At 61.5% G+C, this 16404-nt stretch carries 15 protein-coding genes and 2 tRNA genes; 4 read left to right on the top strand and 13 right to left on the bottom strand.

Annotated elements, in window-relative coordinates; all coding sequences use genetic code 11:
• Positions 1–46: 46 nt before the first annotated feature.
• Positions 47–123: transfer RNA gene (locus tag KCG88_RS14775), tRNA-Met, on the bottom strand.
• A gap of 191 nt (positions 124–314) precedes the next feature.
• Positions 315–391, bottom strand: a tRNA-Met gene (locus tag KCG88_RS14780).
• A 295-nt stretch (positions 392–686) separates the two neighbouring features.
• Between KCG88_RS14780 and dinB the strand changes: the two genes are divergently transcribed.
• A complete protein-coding gene (gene dinB / locus KCG88_RS14785; protein ID WP_047284188.1) occupies positions 687–1754 on the top strand; it encodes a DNA polymerase IV in 1068 nt (355 codons plus the stop codon).
• Positions 1755–1820: 66 nt separating this feature from the next.
• Here dinB and KCG88_RS14790 read toward each other — a convergent pair whose 3' ends face one another.
• From KCG88_RS14790 to KCG88_RS14805, 4 genes are all read right to left on the bottom strand, one after another.
• Positions 1821–2774, bottom strand: a complete 954-nt coding sequence (locus tag KCG88_RS14790; RefSeq protein ID WP_047284189.1) for a hypothetical protein — start codon at positions 2772–2774, stop codon at positions 1821–1823.
• Between the two features lie 17 nt (positions 2775–2791).
• Positions 2792–4507: a proline--tRNA ligase gene (locus KCG88_RS14795; RefSeq protein ID WP_210712619.1), complete on the bottom strand. Its 1716-nt coding sequence runs from the start codon at positions 4505–4507 to the stop codon at positions 2792–2794.
• Positions 4508–4636: 129 nt separating this feature from the next.
• Entirely contained in the window at positions 4637–6202 is a 1566-nt protein-coding gene (locus tag KCG88_RS14800) for an AmpG family muropeptide MFS transporter (RefSeq protein ID WP_047284191.1), read from the bottom strand.
• Positions 6203–6244: 42 nt separating this feature from the next.
• The gene (locus KCG88_RS14805) at positions 6245–6598 is read right to left on the bottom strand and encodes an MGMT family protein (RefSeq protein ID WP_015634389.1); all 354 of its coding nucleotides are present in this window, start codon (positions 6596–6598) and stop codon (positions 6245–6247) included.
• A 161-nt stretch (positions 6599–6759) separates the two neighbouring features.
• On the opposite strand from KCG88_RS14805, the gene KCG88_RS14810 reads away from it, so the two are divergent.
• The gene (locus KCG88_RS14810) at positions 6760–7767 is read left to right on the top strand and encodes a DUF481 domain-containing protein (RefSeq protein ID WP_210712620.1); all 1008 of its coding nucleotides are present in this window, start codon (positions 6760–6762) and stop codon (positions 7765–7767) included.
• A gap of 104 nt (positions 7768–7871) precedes the next feature.
• Here the strand turns inward: KCG88_RS14810 and KCG88_RS14815 are convergent, their stop codons facing one another.
• Positions 7872–8081, bottom strand: coding sequence for a cold-shock protein (locus KCG88_RS14815; RefSeq protein ID WP_002554837.1), 210 nt, complete (start codon positions 8079–8081; stop codon positions 7872–7874).
• A 352-nt stretch (positions 8082–8433) separates the two neighbouring features.
• Here KCG88_RS14815 and dcd point away from each other — a divergent pair, with 352 nt between their 5' ends.
• On the top strand, positions 8434–9000 hold the full coding sequence (dcd, locus tag KCG88_RS14820; protein ID WP_011059604.1) for a dCTP deaminase: 567 nt from the start codon (positions 8434–8436) through the stop codon (positions 8998–9000).
• A 106-nt stretch (positions 9001–9106) separates the two neighbouring features.
• On the top strand, positions 9107–9319 hold the full coding sequence (locus tag KCG88_RS14825; RefSeq protein ID WP_011059605.1) for a hypothetical protein: 213 nt from the start codon (positions 9107–9109) through the stop codon (positions 9317–9319).
• Positions 9320–9371: 52 nt separating this feature from the next.
• Here KCG88_RS14825 and KCG88_RS14830 read toward each other — a convergent pair whose 3' ends face one another.
• From KCG88_RS14830 to KCG88_RS14855, 6 genes are all read right to left on the bottom strand, one after another.
• Positions 9372–10136 (bottom strand): ATP-binding cassette domain-containing protein, encoded by a 765-nt coding sequence (locus KCG88_RS14830; protein ID WP_015634391.1) that lies wholly within the window; start codon positions 10134–10136, stop codon positions 9372–9374.
• A 14-nt stretch (positions 10137–10150) separates the two neighbouring features.
• Positions 10151–11269 (bottom strand): succinylglutamate desuccinylase/aspartoacylase family protein, encoded by a 1119-nt coding sequence (locus KCG88_RS14835; RefSeq protein ID WP_210712621.1) that lies wholly within the window; start codon positions 11267–11269, stop codon positions 10151–10153.
• A 23-nt stretch (positions 11270–11292) separates the two neighbouring features.
• Positions 11293–12003 carry an ABC transporter permease gene (locus tag KCG88_RS14840; RefSeq protein WP_047284194.1) on the bottom strand — a complete coding sequence of 237 codons (711 nt, stop codon included), beginning with the start codon at positions 12001–12003 and terminating at the stop codon, positions 11293–11295.
• Positions 12000–12728 carry an ABC transporter permease gene (locus KCG88_RS14845; protein ID WP_011059609.1) on the bottom strand — a complete coding sequence of 243 codons (729 nt, stop codon included), beginning with the start codon at positions 12726–12728 and terminating at the stop codon, positions 12000–12002. The genes KCG88_RS14840 and KCG88_RS14845 overlap by 4 nt, the downstream gene beginning before the upstream one ends.
• A gap of 56 nt (positions 12729–12784) precedes the next feature.
• Positions 12785–13567 carry a transporter substrate-binding domain-containing protein gene (locus tag KCG88_RS14850; RefSeq protein ID WP_011059610.1) on the bottom strand — a complete coding sequence of 261 codons (783 nt, stop codon included), beginning with the start codon at positions 13565–13567 and terminating at the stop codon, positions 12785–12787.
• 324 nt (positions 13568–13891) lie between these two features.
• On the bottom strand, positions 13892–16321 hold the full coding sequence (locus KCG88_RS14855; protein ID WP_047284195.1) for a penicillin acylase family protein: 2430 nt from the start codon (positions 16319–16321) through the stop codon (positions 13892–13894).
• Positions 16322–16404 lie beyond the last annotated feature (83 nt).

The raw sequence follows: 16404 nt of genomic DNA on the forward strand, positions 1-16404 counted from the left end.
ACAGATACAAAAAAGGCCACTCTTTCGAGCAGCCTTTTTTGATGTTTGGTTGCGGGAGCCGGATTTGAACCGACGACCTTCGGGTTATGAGCCCGACGAGCTACCAGACTGCTCCATCCCGCGTCTGTGTGGCGGCATTCTACAGGCGAACGACTGAGTGTCAACCGTTAATGGTCCAATTGGTCAAATTAACGTCGAAATGCCAGCTGGCAAGCTTAAGTCATGGACATGCAAGGAGTTTTACAAGGGGCGGGTAAGTTAAAAACTCACGCACACAAAAAAGGCCACTTTTTCAAGTGGCCTTCTTCGATGTTTGGTTGCGGGAGCCGGATTTGAACCGACGACCTTCGGGTTATGAGCCCGACGAGCTACCAGACTGCTCCATCCCGCGTCTGTGTGGCCAAATTCTACAGAGCTGGCAGATTCTGTCAATCATTAAATTTTGAAAATTGCTTCCGGTTCAATCGCTTAGCTTCCTGGAAGAGGCTTTTCGGAAGGCTCAGGCCTAGCTAGAACGGGGCTTGCAGCTCTATTGACGGCGTTGTTGTCATTGAGCAAATAAATTCAGCCGGCCCTGATGAAGGTAGGCGCGAAGATGCAAGGTACTGGTGCTATATACAGGTGTCGGTAGATACTTGCCTTCTGCTTCCATTGCGACCTGTGCCTTCCATGACCTCTGCCTTTATATGATGCAGCGCAAAATCATTCACATTGACTGCGATTGCTTCTACGCCGCCATCGAAATGCGTGATGCCCCGCACCTGGCCAGCAAGCCGCTGGCGGTGGGCGGGTCCGCGGATCGACGGGGGGTGATTGCTACCTGCAATTATGAGGCGCGAGCCTATGGCGTGCGCTCGGCCATGTCTTCCCGGCACGCCCTGACCCTGTGTCCGGACCTGGTGATCGTCAAACCGCGCATGGAGGCCTATCGGGAAGCCTCCAAAGAGATCCATACGATCTTTCGCGACTACACCGACCTGATCGAGCCCTTGTCGCTGGACGAGGCCTACCTGGATGTTTCCGAAAGCCCGAGCTTTGCCGGCAGCGCCACACGTATCGCCCAGGACATTCGCCGCCGGGTTTCCAATCAGTTGCACATCACCGTGTCGGCCGGGGTGGCGCCGAACAAATTCCTGGCGAAAATCGCCAGTGACTGGAAAAAGCCCAACGGGCTGTTTGTGATCACCCCAGACCAGGTGGAGGATTTCGTCTCCGAGTTGCCAGTGAGCAAGCTGCACGGCGTGGGCAAGGTCACGGCGGACAAGCTGGGGCGCCTGGGCATTGTCGACTGCCTGCAATTGCGGGACTGGAGCAAGCTGGCGCTGGTGCGCGAGTTCGGCAGTTTTGGCGAGCGCCTGTGGAGCCTGGCCCGGGGAATCGATGAGCGGCCAGTGCAGAACGATAGCCGGCGGCAGTCGATCAGCGTGGAAAATACCTACGACGTGGACCTGCCGGATCTGGACAGTTGCCTGCAGAAATTGCCGGAATTGATGGAGACCCTGGCGGGGCGCATGGCGCGCATCGACAGCAGCTACCGGCCGGGCAAGCCTTTCGTCAAAGTGAAGTTTCATGATTTTACCCAGACCACCCTGGAGCAGGCGGGGGCGGGGCGTGACCTGGAGAGTTATCGGCAATTGCTGACCCAGGCTTTCAAGCGCGGCGGCAAGCCGGTGCGCTTGCTGGGAATTGGCGTGCGTTTGCAGGATATGCGCGGCGGTCATGAACAGCTGGAGCTGTTCCGAGGGGTGTTGTAGGGGCCGGTCGGTTGCGATCCATCCGGTGCATCGCTTTCGCCGGCAAGCCGGCTCCTACAGGGTGTGTCAGTTGTTGCCGGGGTCGGCGACCAGGCGGCCGGCATTCTTGGTCAGGGACTTGAGAAACTCGCTCTGCAGCTCCGGGTCGTTGCGGGTCAGCTCGATCAGGCTCTGCTCCAGCTCGCTGGCTTCTTCCTCCAGGCCCAGTTCCGACAGGCGCTTGACTCGGTGCACCCATTGGCTCACTTCGTCATCTTCCAGGTCGTCGTAGATCAGTGCATGAGCTTCCACCAGCTTGCCGCGCAGGCTGCTGCTCAGGCTTAGGGAGGAGTCGGAATGCACTTCGTCCTGGGCGTCTTCGACACTGATCTGCAGCTTGCCGATGTGGTTCAGGTCCTGTTCGGAGAACGGCGCGTCCAGCAGGTTCAAGCGCAGCACGCCATTGCGATCGGTGCTCATGTCGTAGGTCTGCTTGCCGGCCTTGACCTGCACCGGGCGCTCGCTCCAGGGCAGGCTCGAATACTCCAGGCGTTTGTCACGCTGGACTTCATCGATGGCCGCCAGGTTCTGCTGGGCACGACCGTGGGACGGCATATTCATGAACGGGTTGAGCCCGGACACGCCGTAGCTGACCCAGTCCTTGGTGACACTGTCCGGCAGGTTGCCCAGAGCAAACACGTTGACCACATTGGCACCCACGCCGGCCACCAGGGCTACCGCGCCCAGCGGGATCTCGTAGATCTCGCGCCAGGGTTGGTAGGGCGTGTAGCGATCGTAGCGGCGGGTGACCTCGAACTCGGTGACTTCGAAGGTCTTCTGTTCGTGAATGCGCACTCGGCGCTGCGGCAGCTCAAGCACCTTAGGCTCACCGACATCGATCTGCAGGCTGTGGTCGAGCAGTTTGCGTTCGACACGTTCCTCGTGTTCGCTGCGTTGCGACATCTGGTTGGCACAGCCGCTGACCAGCAGGGCACCGCACAAGGCGGCGCCCCCGAGGCTTAAGGTGTTTCGCTTGAACATGACTTCTCTATCTGGTTTCAGCGACGGATACGGGCTTGAAGGAAGGACAGCACGTCGGCCACGGGCAGCGCTTGCGCCTCGGCTTCGGTACGGCTCTTGTATTCCAGGTTGCCTTCGGCGAGGCCGCGGTCGCTGACTACGATCCTGTGAGGAATGCCGATCAGCTCCATGTCCGCGAACTTGATGCCCGGGCTGGTCTTCTTGTCCCGATCGTCCAGCAGCACTTCGAAGCCGGCAGCGGTGAGTTCGGCGTAGAGCTTGTCGGTGGCTTCGCGAACCTGCTCGGTTTCGTAGCGCAGCGGCACCAGGGCGATCTGGAACGGCGCCAGGGTGTCGCTCCAGATGATGCCGTTGTCATCGTTGTTCTGCTCGATGGCAGCAGCCACCACGCGGGACACGCCAATGCCGTAGCAACCCATTTCCAGGGTCACCGGCTTGCCGTTCTCGCCCAGCACTTCGCACTTCATCGCCTTGCTGTACTTGTTGCCCAGCTGGAAGATGTGCCCGACTTCGATGCCGCGCTTGATTTCCAGGGTGCCCTTGCCGTCCGGGCTCGGGTCGCCGGCCACCACGTTACGCAGGTCGGCCACGGTCGGCACCGGCAGATCGCGTTCCCAGTTGACGCCGAAGTAGTGCTTGTCGTCGATGTTCGCACCGATCCCGAAATCGCTCATCAGCTCGACCGAGCGGTCGATGATGATCGGCAGCGGCAGGTTCAGCGGGCCGAGGGAACCGGCACCGGCGCCAATGGCGTCACGCAGTTCGGCATCGGACGCCATGACCAGCGGGCTGGCAACGCCAGGCTGGTTGGCCGCCTTGATTTCGTTCAATTCGTGGTCGCCACGGATGATCAGGGCAATCAGCTTGCCCGGCTCTTCGGCGTGGACGATCAGGGTCTTGATGGTCTTTTCAATCGGCAGATTGAATTTTTCCACCAGCGCGGCAATGGTCTTGGTGTCTGGCGTATCGACCAGGCGCAGTTCTTCGGCTGGCGCAGGGCGGGAGGTTTCGCGTGGCACGGCTTCGGCTTTCTCGATGTTCGCCGCGTAGTCGGAGCCGTTGCTGAAGACGATATCGTCTTCACCGGACTCGGCCAGCACGTGGAATTCGTGGGAGCCGGCGCCGCCGATGGAGCCGTTGTCCGCTTCAACCGGGCGGAACTTCAGGCCCAGGCGGGTGAAGACGTTGCAGTAAGCCTGGTGCATGCGGTCGTAGGTGACCTGCAGGGACGCCTGGTCGGCGTGGAAGGAGTAGGCGTCCTTCATGATGAACTCGCGGCCACGCATCAGACCGAAGCGTGGACGGATTTCATCGCGGAATTTGGTCTGGATCTGGTACAGGTTCAGCGGCAGCTGCTTGTAGCTGCTCAGCTCGTTGCGCGCCAGATCGGTGATCACTTCTTCGTGGGTCGGGCCGGCGCAGAAATCGCGACCGTGACGGTCTTTGAAGCGCAACAGCTCCGGGCCGTACTCTTCCCAGCGACCGGATTCCTGCCACAGCTCGGCCGGCTGAGTGCTCGGCATCAACACTTCAAGCGCGCCCGCGGCGTTCATTTCTTCGCGAACGATGGCTTCAACCTTGCGCATCACCCGCAAGCCCATCGGCAGCCAGGTGTACAGGCCGGAAGCCAGTTTACGGATCATGCCGGCGCGCAGCATCAGCTGATGGCTGATCACGACCGCGTCGGAAGGCGTTTCTTTCTGTGTGGCGAGCAAATATTGACTGGTGCGCATGGTAGGCCGTTGTCGGTTGCTGAAGACTGGAAGTGACGGAGCATTGTACGGGCGAGTTCCGCTGGCGTACAGGATTGCGCTCGGAGGGGCCGGGGGCTACTGCGAAAAGTGCGCAACCCCCGGGATTTTCTACGACTCTTCGCCGACTGCGGTGCTGTTGGCGGGGCTTTCGGGCTCGGATTTCGGCCCGGCGCGGCGGCTCTCCTGGAACCAGTGAATGGCGATCAGAATCAGTGTCGGCACCCCGAGGATCGCGGTGATGAGAAAGAAGTCGTGATAGCCGAACTTTTCCACCATGACCCCGGAATAGCCGCCGATCAGACGCGGCAGCAGTAGCATGATGGAGCTGAGCAGGGCGTACTGGGTGGCGGAGAACTTGAGGTTGGTCAGGCTCGACAGGTAGGCGACAAAGGCTGAAGTGGCCATGCCTGAACTGAAGTTGTCCAGGGAAATGGTAACGATCAGCATCTTCAGGTTAGGGCCCATGTCGGCGAGCATGAGGAACAGCAGGTTGGTGGCGGCTGAGGCGGCGCCGCCGATAAACAGGATCGGCAGGATGCCGAACCGCACGATCAGCAGGCCGCCCATGCCGGCGCCGAGCAAGGTCATGATCAGGCCGAAGATCTTGCTGACTCCGGCGATCTGGTCCTTGGTGAAGCCCTGGTCGATATAGAACACGTTGGCCATGACGCCCATGACCGTGTCCGACATGCGATAGGTGGCGATCAGCCCCAGCAGCAGGAAGGCTTGCCAGCGATAGCGCAGGATGAAGTCGTTGACCGGCGTCAGCACCGGCGCCAGCCCACGGCGGCCCATGGCCGACAGGCACAGGGTGCTGAGGGTGATGTAGAGGATGGCCCGCAGGAAGGCGCGGTCTTCCAGCAGCAGGTCCAGCAGGCTCATGCCATTGAAGATCACGCTGGCGAAGTCGGTGTTGTACAGCTGGGTGAAGGTGGCGGGAACGGAAACCAGCAGCACGATCAGCACGAACACCGAGATCAACTGGTGAGCGAAGCTGTAGCGTCCCGCGGAGAGTTGGGTGCGCAGCGGTACCGCAGGTTCACGCATCAGCAAGGTGGTGATCAGGGCCGGGATCATCAGCACCCCGAATAGCACGTAGGTGCCAGTCCAGGCTGAATGCTTGTAGCTGAAACCGGTGGAGCCGAAGCCTTCGGCGAAAAACAGTGCGCCGGCAGTGGCCAGCAGCACGGCAACCCGATAGCCGGACATGTAGCTGGCGGCCAGGGCGGCCTGGCGGCTGTCGTCGGCGATTTCCAGGCGGTAGGCGTCGATGGCGATGTCCTGGGTGGCCGAGGCGAATGCCACGATCACCGCAATGGCAATCAGCCAGGAAAGGTGCTTTTGCGGATCGCAGAAACCCATGCCGATCAGGCCGAGAATCACCAGGGTCTGCGCCAGGACCAGCCAGGAGCGACGTCGGCCGAGCTTGCCCAGGAGCGGCAGGCGCCATTGGTCGAGCAGCGGTGACCATACCCACTTGAAGGCATAGGCCAGGCCGATCAGGCTGGCGTAACCGATGGTTTCACGAGCCACACCGGCCTCGCGCAACCACACCGAAAGAGTCGAGAACACCAGCATGTAAGGCATGCCGGCGGCGAAACCAAGCAGCAACAGCACGAGCGTCGAGGGGCTGGCATAGGCGGCAAGTGCGGCGCGCCAGGTTTTACGGGGCATGGGCTGAAGTCTGCCTCAGATTACGGAAACAAAGCGCGCACTCTAACCGCTGTGCTCCACCGGGCGCCAGCCATGGCGCTGAATATCCACGCGATTGTTCAGGATAGAGACACCTTCGCCGCGCAGTCTGGCCCGCTGTTCGTCGCCTGAGGGGCTGCCGGCTGGCAAGCTCAGGCGACCGCCGGCGCCGAGCACCCGATGCCAGGGCAGGCTGGTGTCGGCGGGCAACTGGCTGAGGGTGCGCCCGACCCAGCGTGCCGCCCGCCCCAGGCCTGCCATTTCCGCCAGTTGGCCGTAGCTCACCACCCTGCCTTCGGGAACCTGGGCCAGGGTCAGGTACAGCGCCGTGCGTCGGATCTGTGCAGGGCTTTGCGGCTCTTCGCTGTGTTCGGTCACATTCGCGGTTCCAGATAATAGAGGAGGGGCGCTGGTCGGTTGTGGTGATCAAAGCCGGATGAGTATTGAACTCACTCTCAATACCCGGGTCAGTCCTGACTGAGGCTTGTTCAGCACGAATAATGCCGTTTTTTTTCGCAAGATCGAGTCCTGTATTGCTTATGTTGCCTAGAACTTTGCTGTGTTTTGCGGTGCTCAGCGCCTCCATGCCTGTGTTGGCCGATACCGTGTGGTTGAAGAACGGTGATCGCCTGAGTGGCAAGATCAAGGTGTTCGACGGTGGCAAGCTGTTGATCCAGACCGACTATGGCGGCGCCATCAATATTGACTGGAAGCAGGTCAAGACTCTGGAGAGCGACCAGGAGCTGCTGGTCAAGCAGGATGCCTACACCGGGGAGAGGGCCAAGTCGCTGCAGGCGGCGGATGAGGGCAAGGTGATCCTGGCCAACGGCGAGGCGCCCAAGACGGTGGAGCTAGCAAGCATCCAGCAGATCATGAAACCCAAGCCGCTGGTGGAGGACATGGTCTGGAAAGGCAACGTCGATGTGGCCATGGACTACAAGCGCGCCGAAAAGAACACTGATGACTACGACATCGACTTCAAGACCTCGGCGCGTCATGGGGCCTGGCGCCACAATGCCCAGGGCGAATACAACCGTGAGTTCCAGGATCATGTGGTGACCACGGATAACTGGAGCGCCGAGTATGCTCTGGACCGTTTCATCACGGAAAAGTGGTTCTGGGAAGGGCGCCTGACCTACAAGCGGGACAAAGTCGAGGACCTGGCGCGGCAGCGGGTGGTGGGTACCGGTCCCGGCTACCAGTTCTGGGATGATGAGCTGGGTGCATTCTCCCTGGGCTCACTGCTCAACCGTACGGATTACGAGTACGCCGATGGCGGCAAGGACAACTTCTATTCCCTGGCGATGAAGTGGGACTACAACCGTTACCTGATTGGCAAGCGGGTGGAGTTCTTCACCAATGGCGAGGTGGGGCGGCCGCTTTCGGGGGTGGCCGACTATGCGCTGGATGCCGAGATGGGGCTGCGCTACAAGGTCACCGACTGGGCTTCGTTGAACCTCAAGGCGGAAAAAGACCTGATCCGTGGTACCGAAGACAGCGATCTGGACAAGACCCGCTACACCGTGGGCTTTGGCGTGACCTGGTAACTCGGGACGCATGGGCGCCTTTTTCAGCGAGGGCGCCGACAAAAGTGACGGGCACAAAAAAGCCCCGCTGTTGAGGGCGGGGCTTTTTACTGGATCAGTACAAGTTAGATAACTTGAACTTCTTCAGCTTGCATGCCTTTCTGACCGCGGGTAGCGATGAAAGAAACCTGTTGGCCTTCTTTCAGGCTTTTGAAGCCGTCGGATTGGATAGCTTTGAAGTGTACGAACAGGTCGTCACCGGATTGTGGAGTGATGAAGCCGAAGCCTTTTTCATCGTTGAACCACTTAACGGTACCGGTTTGGCGATTAGACATGGTGTATCTCCTTGGACAAAGTTAACTGCGACTCAGGAAAAGCCCTGGCCGAGACTGAGTGCAAAGAGCAGGAAAAATTCTTGGAGATGGTTGGATCGAAATTCAACATCGTGTAGAGATTCTCAGTGACACAAGCAGCACAGTGGCGCCACCTTAACCCTTTTTCCTGAACGTGCCAATGGCCAGTGCGAAGGTTTCTCGGTTTTCGTGACTGACGGCCCGTTGTTCGTCGCTGGGCCCTTGAAAATCGTGGCGTGGGGCGAGAAAAACGTCCCAGACTTTGAACCCGACCTCGCGCCCCGGTAAGATGCCAGACCGTTTTTTTTCACCTCGCTATTTCAGGACACCCGCCATGAGCATCAAATCGGACAAGTGGATTCGCCGCATGGCGCAAGAGCACGGCATGATCGAGCCCTTCGTAGAGCGCCAGATGCGTGGCGAAGGCCAGGATCGGCTGATCTCCTTCGGGGTGTCGAGCTACGGCTACGACGTGCGTTGCGCCGACGAATTCAAGGTGTTCACCAACATCAATTCGGCCACCGTCGATCCGAAGAACTTCGATGAAAAGAGCTTTGTCGACATCAAGAGCGACGTCTGCATCATCCCGCCGAACTCCTTTGCCCTGGCGCGCACCGTCGAGTACTTCCGCATTCCGCGCAACGTACTGACCATTTGCCTGGGCAAGAGCACCTATGCCCGTTGCGGCATCATCGTCAACGTGACCCCGCTGGAGCCCGAGTGGGAAGGCCACGTGACCCTGGAATTCTCCAACACCACCACCTTGCCGGCGAAGATCTACGCCAACGAGGGCGTGGCGCAGATGCTGTTCCTGGAGTCGGACGAAGAGTGCGAAGTGTCCTACAAGGACCGTGGCGGCAAATACCAGGGCCAGCGCGGCGTGACCCTGCCACGCACCTGAGTTCGTCTGTCTGACGAATAGCGGGAATTCCTGAGCCGGCAGGCACTCTATTGGAGGTACTGCCGGTACGCGCAAGGCGTACCCGGCACAGCTCAGGAGTGCCCTCATGAAGATAGATCCGCGAATCAGTGCCACCTTGGCCAGGCTGGAACCCAATCAGGTTGGCGTACTGGCCTGGACCCTGCTGGCGCATCCTCCCGTCAGCATGGCCGGTGGCATTCCCGGCCAGCCGGATCCCGATTCCCCGCAACCCCTTGAACCCACCGAGCCGGGCGAACCGACCTTGCCCGACGAGCCGCCTCCCGCGCCTGTCGCCTGAAGCCCGTACCGCGCCCGCTCGGCCCAGAGCCTGAACGGGCGCGGTGCCGCTGTTACTTCAGGTTGCCGCTGAGAAACTGCTGCAAGCGCTCGCTTTTCGGGTTGCCCAGCACGTCCTCTGGAGCACCTTCTTCTTCCACCAGGCCCTTGTGCAGGAACAGCACCTGGCTGGACACTTTGCGCGCAAAACTCATCTCGTGGGTGACCATGATCATGGTCCGGCCCTCTTCGGCCAGGCCCTGGATCACTTTGAGCACCTCGCCGACCAGCTCCGGGTCCAGGGCCGAGGTGGGTTCGTCAAACAGCATGACCTCCGGCTCCATGGCCAGGGCCCGGGCGATGGCCACCCGTTGCTGCTGGCCGCCGGAGAGAAAGGCCGGGTACTGGCTGGCCACCCGTGCCGGCAGGCCGACCTTGTCCAGGTAACGTCGGGCGCGTTCCTCGGCCTCCCTGGTGCTGACCCCCAGCACCCGGCGCGGGGCCATGGTGATGTTTTCCAGCACGGTCATGTGGCTCCACAGATTGAAGTGCTGGAACACCATCGCCAGGCGGGTACGAATGCGCTGCAGCTCGGCCGGATCGGCCACGTGCATGCCGTGGCGATCGCTGACCATGCGGATCTGCTGGCCATCCAGGCTCATGGCACCGTCATCCGGGGTTTCGAGAAAGTTGATGCAGCGCAGGAAGGTGCTCTTGCCCGAGCCGCTGGCGCCGATCAGGCTGATCACGTCGCCGGTCCTGGCCTTGAGGGAAACACCTTTGAGCACTTCATTGTCGCCATAGCATTTATGCAGGCCTTCAACGGTCAGTTTGTACATGGGGGCGTGCATCCTCAAGGCGAAAGTAGGTAACCGCTGCGATAGGCCTCGCGACCGGCGACATGGGCGATCACCATGCCTGCGGTGGCCATGCGTCGCAGCGAGCGGGCATACATGAGCCCGGCGTTGTTGCAATGGATGGGGGTGACCCGGTCGTGGATCGGGTCGATGATTTCGGCCACCAGTTGCCCGGCTTCCAGGTATTCCCCCGGCAGTGCGTTGAACACCAGCAGCCCGCCTACCGGGGTCGCCACCGGTTCGACGCCGGCCAGTGGCGTGGCCGGGAAGGGCAGCTCGGGCAGTGGCGGCGCTTCACCGTCGATGGCCCCAAGCCGGGTCAGGTAGTCGATCAGGGCCTGGCAGTCGAGGCTGGCCAGGCCGTGGTTGACGTCGCCCTGGCCGCGCAGCTCGACGGTCACCGCAAAGCTGCCTGTCGGGATGGCGAAACGCTCGCCAAAGCGCTGTTGTAGTTGCCACCACAGCAGGCTGAAGCATTCGTCGAACGACCAGGCCGCAGAGTCGGTGGCCAGCAGGCAGGCTTCGGCGCCCAGGTAGCGAGCCAGCGGCTCCACCCGGGGCCAGGCTTCGGGGGTGGTGTAGAGATGCGCCACAGCCTCGAAGTCGCAATGCAGGTCCAGCACCATGTCGGCATCGCAGGCCAGCCGTTGCAGGGTCAACTGCAGGGACTGCAGTTGGGTTTGCGGCCGCTGGCGGGCCAAGGCATCGATCAGGTGACGGCGGATCAGTTCAAGGTTGTGTTCAGGGTCGGCATTGAGCAGCCCTTCGATGGCATCGCCGACTTGTTCGCCCAGGTCGGCGAAGCCGCGGTTGAAGTTCTGCCCGCTTTCCAGCTGGTAGCGGCCCAGGGGCACATCCATCAGCACCTGTTCCAGGCCCACCGGATTGGCCACCGGTACCAGGACGATTTCCTGGCGCAGGCGACCGGCGGCTTCCAGCTCCGCCAGGCGTTGCTTGAGGTGCCAGGCCACCAGCATGCCGGGTAACTCGTCGGCGTGCAGGGAGGACTGGATATAGACCTTGCCGGCGGCCTGGGGCGGGCCGAAGTGAAAGCTGTGGACCTGGCGCGCGGTGCCCGGCAGCGGGGCGAGCAGGTCGTGGATCTCGTGGCGCATTGACGGTTTTCCTGCAGCAAGTCCTAGTGGGTCGGCCCGAGGAAAGCCAGCCAGCGGCGTTCGGCGAGGCGGAACAGGCCCACCAGGGCGAAGGTCACGCACAGGTAGATGAGGGCGGCGATGCCGAACGACTGAAATGTCAGGAAGGTCGCCGAGTTGGCGTCGCGGGCGATTTTCAGGATGTCGGGAATGGTCGCGGTGAAGGCCACGGTGGTGGAGTGCAGCATCAGGATCACTTCGTTGCTGTAGTAGGGCAGCGAGCGGCGCAGGGCCGAGGGCATGATCACGTAGGCGTACAGCTTCCAGCCGCTCAGGCCATAGGCCTTGGCCGCTTCGACTTCGCCGTGGGCCATGCTGCGGATCGCCCCGGCGAAGATCTCCGTGGTGTAGGCGCAGGTGTTCAGGGCGAAGGCAAGGATGGTGCAGTTCATTGCATCGCGAAAGAACGCATCCAGGACTGGCTGCGCGCGGATCGCGGCGATGCTGTAGATCCCGGTGTAGCAGATCAGCAGTTGGATATAGAGCGGTGTGCCACGAAACAGGTAGGTGTAGAACTGCACCGGCCAGCGGATGTAGCGCTTGGGCGAGACCCGGGCGATGGACAGCGGGATCGACACCAAAAAGCCGATGCAGATCGAGGCACTGAGCAGCCACATGGTCATGGCCAGGCCGGTCACGTGGTAGCCATCGCTGTAAAGGAAGGGACGCCAGTATTCCTGCAGGAGTTCGATCATCGCACGGCCTCCCGGGCGCCGGCGGCGTAACGCCGTTCAAGCCTGCGCAGGACAAAGTTGGAGGCACTGGTGATCAACAGGTAGATCAGCGCCGCCAGAACCAGAAAGTAGAACAGCTGATAGGTGCTCTTGCCGGCGTCCTGGGCTGCCTTGACCAGGTCGGCCAGGCCAATGATCGACACCAGCGCCGTGGCCTTGAGCATCACCATCCAGTTGTTGCCGATGCCCGGCAGGGCGAAGCGCATCATTTGCGGAAAGACCACGAAGCGAAAGCGCTGGCCGCGTTTCAGGCCATAGGCGGTGGCCGCTTCTACCTGGCCCCGGGGCACGGCAAGGATCGCCCCGCGAAAGGTTTCGGTGAAGTAGGCGCCATAGATGAACCCCAAGGTGATTACCCCGGCGCTGAAGGGGTTGATCTCGATGTAGTCCCACTCCATGAAATCGGTAAAGGAGGTCAGCCAGGTTTGCAGGCTGTAGAAAATCAGCAGCATCAGGACCAGGTCCGGCACGCCGCGGATCAGGGTGGTGTAGAGCTGGGCCGGAACCCGCAGCAAGGCAACGCTGGACAATTTGGCGCTGGCGCCGATCAGGCCCAGCAAAACGCTGACCAGCAGCGACAACACCGACAACTTGATGGTCATCCAGGTACCTTCCAGCAGCAGAGGGCCGAAACCCTTCAGGCTGAGCGCGGAAAGCCCCAGGTTTTTTAGAAGTTCTTCGAGCATCGATCTGTGACCCGTAGCGATAAAAAAGGCGCCCATCGAGGATGGGCGCCGACAGGTTATTTACCGCTGTAGAGGTTCAGGTCACCGAAGTGTTTTTTCTGGATGGTGGCGTAGGTGCCATCATCGTGTAACGCTTTGATACCTTTATCCAGAAGCGCTTTCAGCTCTTTGTTACCTTTCGAGATACCCACCGCGGTCTTGGCCGGCAGCAGCGGGTCGTCCACTGGTTTGCTGATCTCATAGTCAGCGCCTTGCGGTGACTTGAGGAAGCCCAGTTCGGCCTGCAGCATGTCCTGGATCGAGGCATCGAGGCGCCCGGAAGTCAGGTCGGCATAGACCTGGTCCTGGTTCTGATAGGCCTGGGTCTTGACCCCGGCCTTGTCCAGCACGGCCTTGGCATAGGCTTCCTGGATGGTGCCCTGCTCGTAGCCGACGGTCTTGCCCTTGAGCGAGGCGGTGTCTTCGCTCAGGCCCGAGCCTTTCTTGAACACGAATGCGGTGGGGCCGGAAAACAGTTCGTTGGAGAAGTCGATGACTTTCTCGCGAGCCGGGGTGACGGTCATGGACGAGATCACGCCGTCGAATTTATTGGCCTTGAGACCTGGAATCATGCCGTCGAAGTCACTTTCGACCCACTTGCACTTGACCTTCAGCTCGGCACAGATGGCATTGCCCAGGTCGATGTCGAAACCCACCAGGCTGCCGTCGGCGGCCTTGGATTCGAAGGGGGCGTAGGAAGGGTCGACGCCGAAGCGCAGTTCCTTGTATTCCTTGGCCAGCGCGGAGCCGGCGGCCATGCAGAGAGCCAATGCAGAAAGGGTCAGCAATGCTTTTTTCATTATTCAATCCCTAAGAACCAATATGAGCGCTTGTGGCGCATGAGTACTGTTACTGGACCGCATAAGACTTAATGAAAGTAGCAATTTCCGAACCAGAGTCCCGAACAGGTGTTTTAAAAGCGCTGGAAAGCAGCGACACGAGGGAAGCCGTGCGCCGAGATGGGGCGTGATTTTTGGCAAGCGCCAATAAGGTGCGTAGGGGTGGGCAATCTACGATGGGCGAACTGACAGGGCTGCCAGTGCCAAGCACGGTCGAGGGCGCCTGTGAGCTGTTCGTTTTGGAGCAGGCCCGCTTGCACAGGACGTGCAAGCGGGGGGGGAAGGTTACTTGCCTGGAACCAGGGTCAGGCGGGTCTTGCCGTAGCTGCGCTCGAAGTTCTGCGGTTGCATCGGCAGGCTCAGGTACTGGGCCTTGAGCCAGCCGTCGATGCCGTTGGCATAGTTGGGGCTCACCGGGTTGCCGGACTGGCCGCTGCTGTTGAGGCCCATCAAGGGTTCGCTGAGGCCGAAATCCACGATCAAGCGCAGGGCCGGTGTATCGGTGATGGCAAAGTCCTGCCCCCAACGGTACGCGGCGCTGTTGATGGTGTTGTGGTCGCCCCCGGCCTGAAGCGGGCCACGGATCTGCCGGCCATTGGCGTTGGTCCATTGGTAGCTGTGCAGCTTGCCCCATTGCCAGGCCTTGCGGTCGGCGCCCAGCAGTCGCTCGCCGGAGCTGATGGCGGCTGCCAGGCTGCGGGCGAGGATGGCTGGCTTGTCTTCCTTTTGCGCGGTGCGCGAGTCGTCCCAGAACGGGCTGTCTTCCTGGCCCAGGAGGTGGTCAGCCTGGGCCGAGTAGGAAAGGTTGCCATTGGCCACGAAAGCCTGCCAGGCATCACCGGATTCGGGGCCGAGCTTGTCGAGGAAGATCTGCTTGGCGCTCTCTTGCAGGAACAATTCGTACAACGCCGCGTCGGCCGAGCCGGCGCTGACCTTGCCGTCGAACGCCAGCAAGCGGCTATAGGCTTCCCTGGCCTTGGCGCGCTCGGCATCGGGCAAGGCCTCGATGGCCTGCTTCAGCGGCTGGGCCATGCCCGGAGCCTCGAACATCTTTTTCAGTTTGGCGGCGAACAGGGTGCTTTGGTCGTACTGCAGGGCGATCAGGCTGCGGTTGTCCTGCTTGCCGCTGGAAGCCAGACCGGCCATGCGCTCGGCCCGTTCCGGGGCGTGCCAGGAATTGGACAACTGCATGCCGTAGCCCCGCGAGATCACTCGCTGGTTGGCGGTGGCGATCCAGCCCTGGGGCGGGTCCTGGTCGTAGGGGTGGAGCATCGGGTCGGCGTAGCCGTCCCAGTCGTAACGGCCATCCCAACCCGGTGAAGGCAGCAAGCCTTCGCCTTCGCGGCGGTTGGGGAAGCGCCCGGTGACCTGCCAGCCGATGTTGCTGGCGTCGGCAAATACCATGTTCAGGGCGATGGCGCGGATTTCCCGACTGGCGTCCGAGGCCTTTTCGACGTTCTGCGCCCGGGACAGGTCGAAGAAGGCGTCCAGGGTCTTGTCGTCCTTGAGCTCCGGCGTCTGCAGAGCCAGGCCGAAACCGTTACCGAGCGCTGCCCCCAGGGCGCTGTTGAGCAGCGGGCCATGGCGGGTTTCGTACACGGCTTCGCGAATCGGCCGCTGGCCTTTGACGAAGTAGGTTTCGTTGCGCACGGTCACGGGCTGCCATTTGCCGTTGTTCTGGTAGTACAGGGCGTTGCCCTGGCGCTTGAGCTTTTCCAGGAACAGGTCCTGGTTGTCTCCCTCCACCGAGCTCATGCTCCAGGCCACCTTGCCGTTGAAGCCCTGGAGAATCGCCGGCAAGCCAGCGATAGAGGCGCCAGCGGCCTGGTATTTCGGCGCGCGGATCTGGGCGTAGTACCAGGCTTGCAGGTGGCTGTCGGCGGCCAGCAGGCTGCGGCCGGTGCGGCTGCGCTGTGGGGCAATGGCCAGGTTGCTGCCACCGCGGGTGCCCAGGCTGTTGAGCTGGGCCAGACGGATGATGGCGCGGCTGACTTCGTTCAGGCCCGGCACATTGAGATTCAGGCCCTTGAGCTTGTCCGCTTCGGCCTGGGGCAGGGGTTCGTCGGGATAGCTCGGCGTCAGCCACGGCAGTTTGTCGCTGCCGACTTTCTGCGCCAGCACCAGGGCGTTGACCTCTTCTTGCAGGTTGGCGGACTGGCCGAAATTCAGCAGGCAGAAGATCAGCGCCGAATCCTCGGCTTTCCAGTATTCGGGGGTGTAGCCCTGGGCTGCCAGGTCCGGCGGCAGCTTGTCGCGATAGCGGAACAGGTAGGCGTTGACGCCCCGGGCATAGACCTCGAAGAAGCGCTTGATCCGTGGCGACGAAGCCTTGTACAGCTCATCGGCGCTTTTCTTCAGGTTGATCGCGCGCATCAGGCGGTCCACTTCCAGTGCGTCGGCACCGGACATTTCGGCCAGGCGGCCCTGTGCCAGCAGGCGCAGGGTCACCATCTGGCCAATGCGGTCGCTGGCGTGCACATAGCCCAGGGTGAACAGGGCGTCATGGAAGCTGCTGCTTTCGATCAGCGGTACGCCGACCGCATTGCGCCGCACGGAAACGTTCTGTGCCAGGCCCTTGAGCGGTTGCACGCCAGAGGTGGGGGGCAGGGTGTCTTGAGTGTTCCAGGACTGGCAACCGGCCAGGCTCAGAGCACTGGCCACTGCCGCGGCAACGCCGAACCGGGGAAGAAAATGTGAGAAGGCTGGCGAGGCCATGGCAAAGCTCCTGCGGGGGGTAGCGTCGATAAAGGCGCTACGTTAGTGAGCAGGCGAGTGCCGCGCAAGCGGGGGCAGGAGGT

The organism is Pseudomonas sp. MWU349, assembly GCF_017947325.1.
Classification (GTDB): domain Bacteria; phylum Pseudomonadota; class Gammaproteobacteria; order Pseudomonadales; family Pseudomonadaceae; genus Aquipseudomonas; species Aquipseudomonas protegens.

Excerpts from the sequence above, each read along its gene's own strand:
- dinB (WP_047284188.1), top strand. The coding sequence starts at position 687 with ATGATGCAGCGCAAAATCATTCACATTGACTGCGATTGCTTCTACGCC.
- KCG88_RS14790 (WP_047284189.1), bottom strand. The coding sequence starts at position 2,774 with ATGTTCAAGCGAAACACCTTAAGCCTCGGGGGCGCCGCCTTGTGCGGT.
- KCG88_RS14795 (WP_210712619.1), bottom strand. The coding sequence starts at position 4,507 with ATGCGCACCAGTCAATATTTGCTCGCCACACAGAAAGAAACGCCTTCC.
- KCG88_RS14800 (WP_047284191.1), bottom strand. The coding sequence starts at position 6,202 with ATGCCCCGTAAAACCTGGCGCGCCGCACTTGCCGCCTATGCCAGCCCC.
- KCG88_RS14810 (WP_210712620.1), top strand. The coding sequence starts at position 6,760 with ATGTTGCCTAGAACTTTGCTGTGTTTTGCGGTGCTCAGCGCCTCCATG.
- KCG88_RS14815 (WP_002554837.1), bottom strand. The coding sequence starts at position 8,081 with ATGTCTAATCGCCAAACCGGTACCGTTAAGTGGTTCAACGATGAAAAA.
- dcd (WP_011059604.1), top strand. The coding sequence starts at position 8,434 with ATGAGCATCAAATCGGACAAGTGGATTCGCCGCATGGCGCAAGAGCAC.
- KCG88_RS14825 (WP_011059605.1), top strand. The coding sequence starts at position 9,107 with ATGAAGATAGATCCGCGAATCAGTGCCACCTTGGCCAGGCTGGAACCC.
- KCG88_RS14830 (WP_015634391.1), bottom strand. The coding sequence starts at position 10,136 with ATGTACAAACTGACCGTTGAAGGCCTGCATAAATGCTATGGCGACAAT.
- KCG88_RS14835 (WP_210712621.1), bottom strand. The coding sequence starts at position 11,269 with ATGCGCCACGAGATCCACGACCTGCTCGCCCCGCTGCCGGGCACCGCG.
- KCG88_RS14840 (WP_047284194.1), bottom strand. The coding sequence starts at position 12,003 with ATGATCGAACTCCTGCAGGAATACTGGCGTCCCTTCCTTTACAGCGAT.
- KCG88_RS14845 (WP_011059609.1), bottom strand. The coding sequence starts at position 12,728 with ATGCTCGAAGAACTTCTAAAAAACCTGGGGCTTTCCGCGCTCAGCCTG.
- KCG88_RS14850 (WP_011059610.1), bottom strand. The coding sequence starts at position 13,567 with ATGAAAAAAGCATTGCTGACCCTTTCTGCATTGGCTCTCTGCATGGCC.
- KCG88_RS14855 (WP_047284195.1), bottom strand. The coding sequence starts at position 16,321 with ATGGCCTCGCCAGCCTTCTCACATTTTCTTCCCCGGTTCGGCGTTGCC.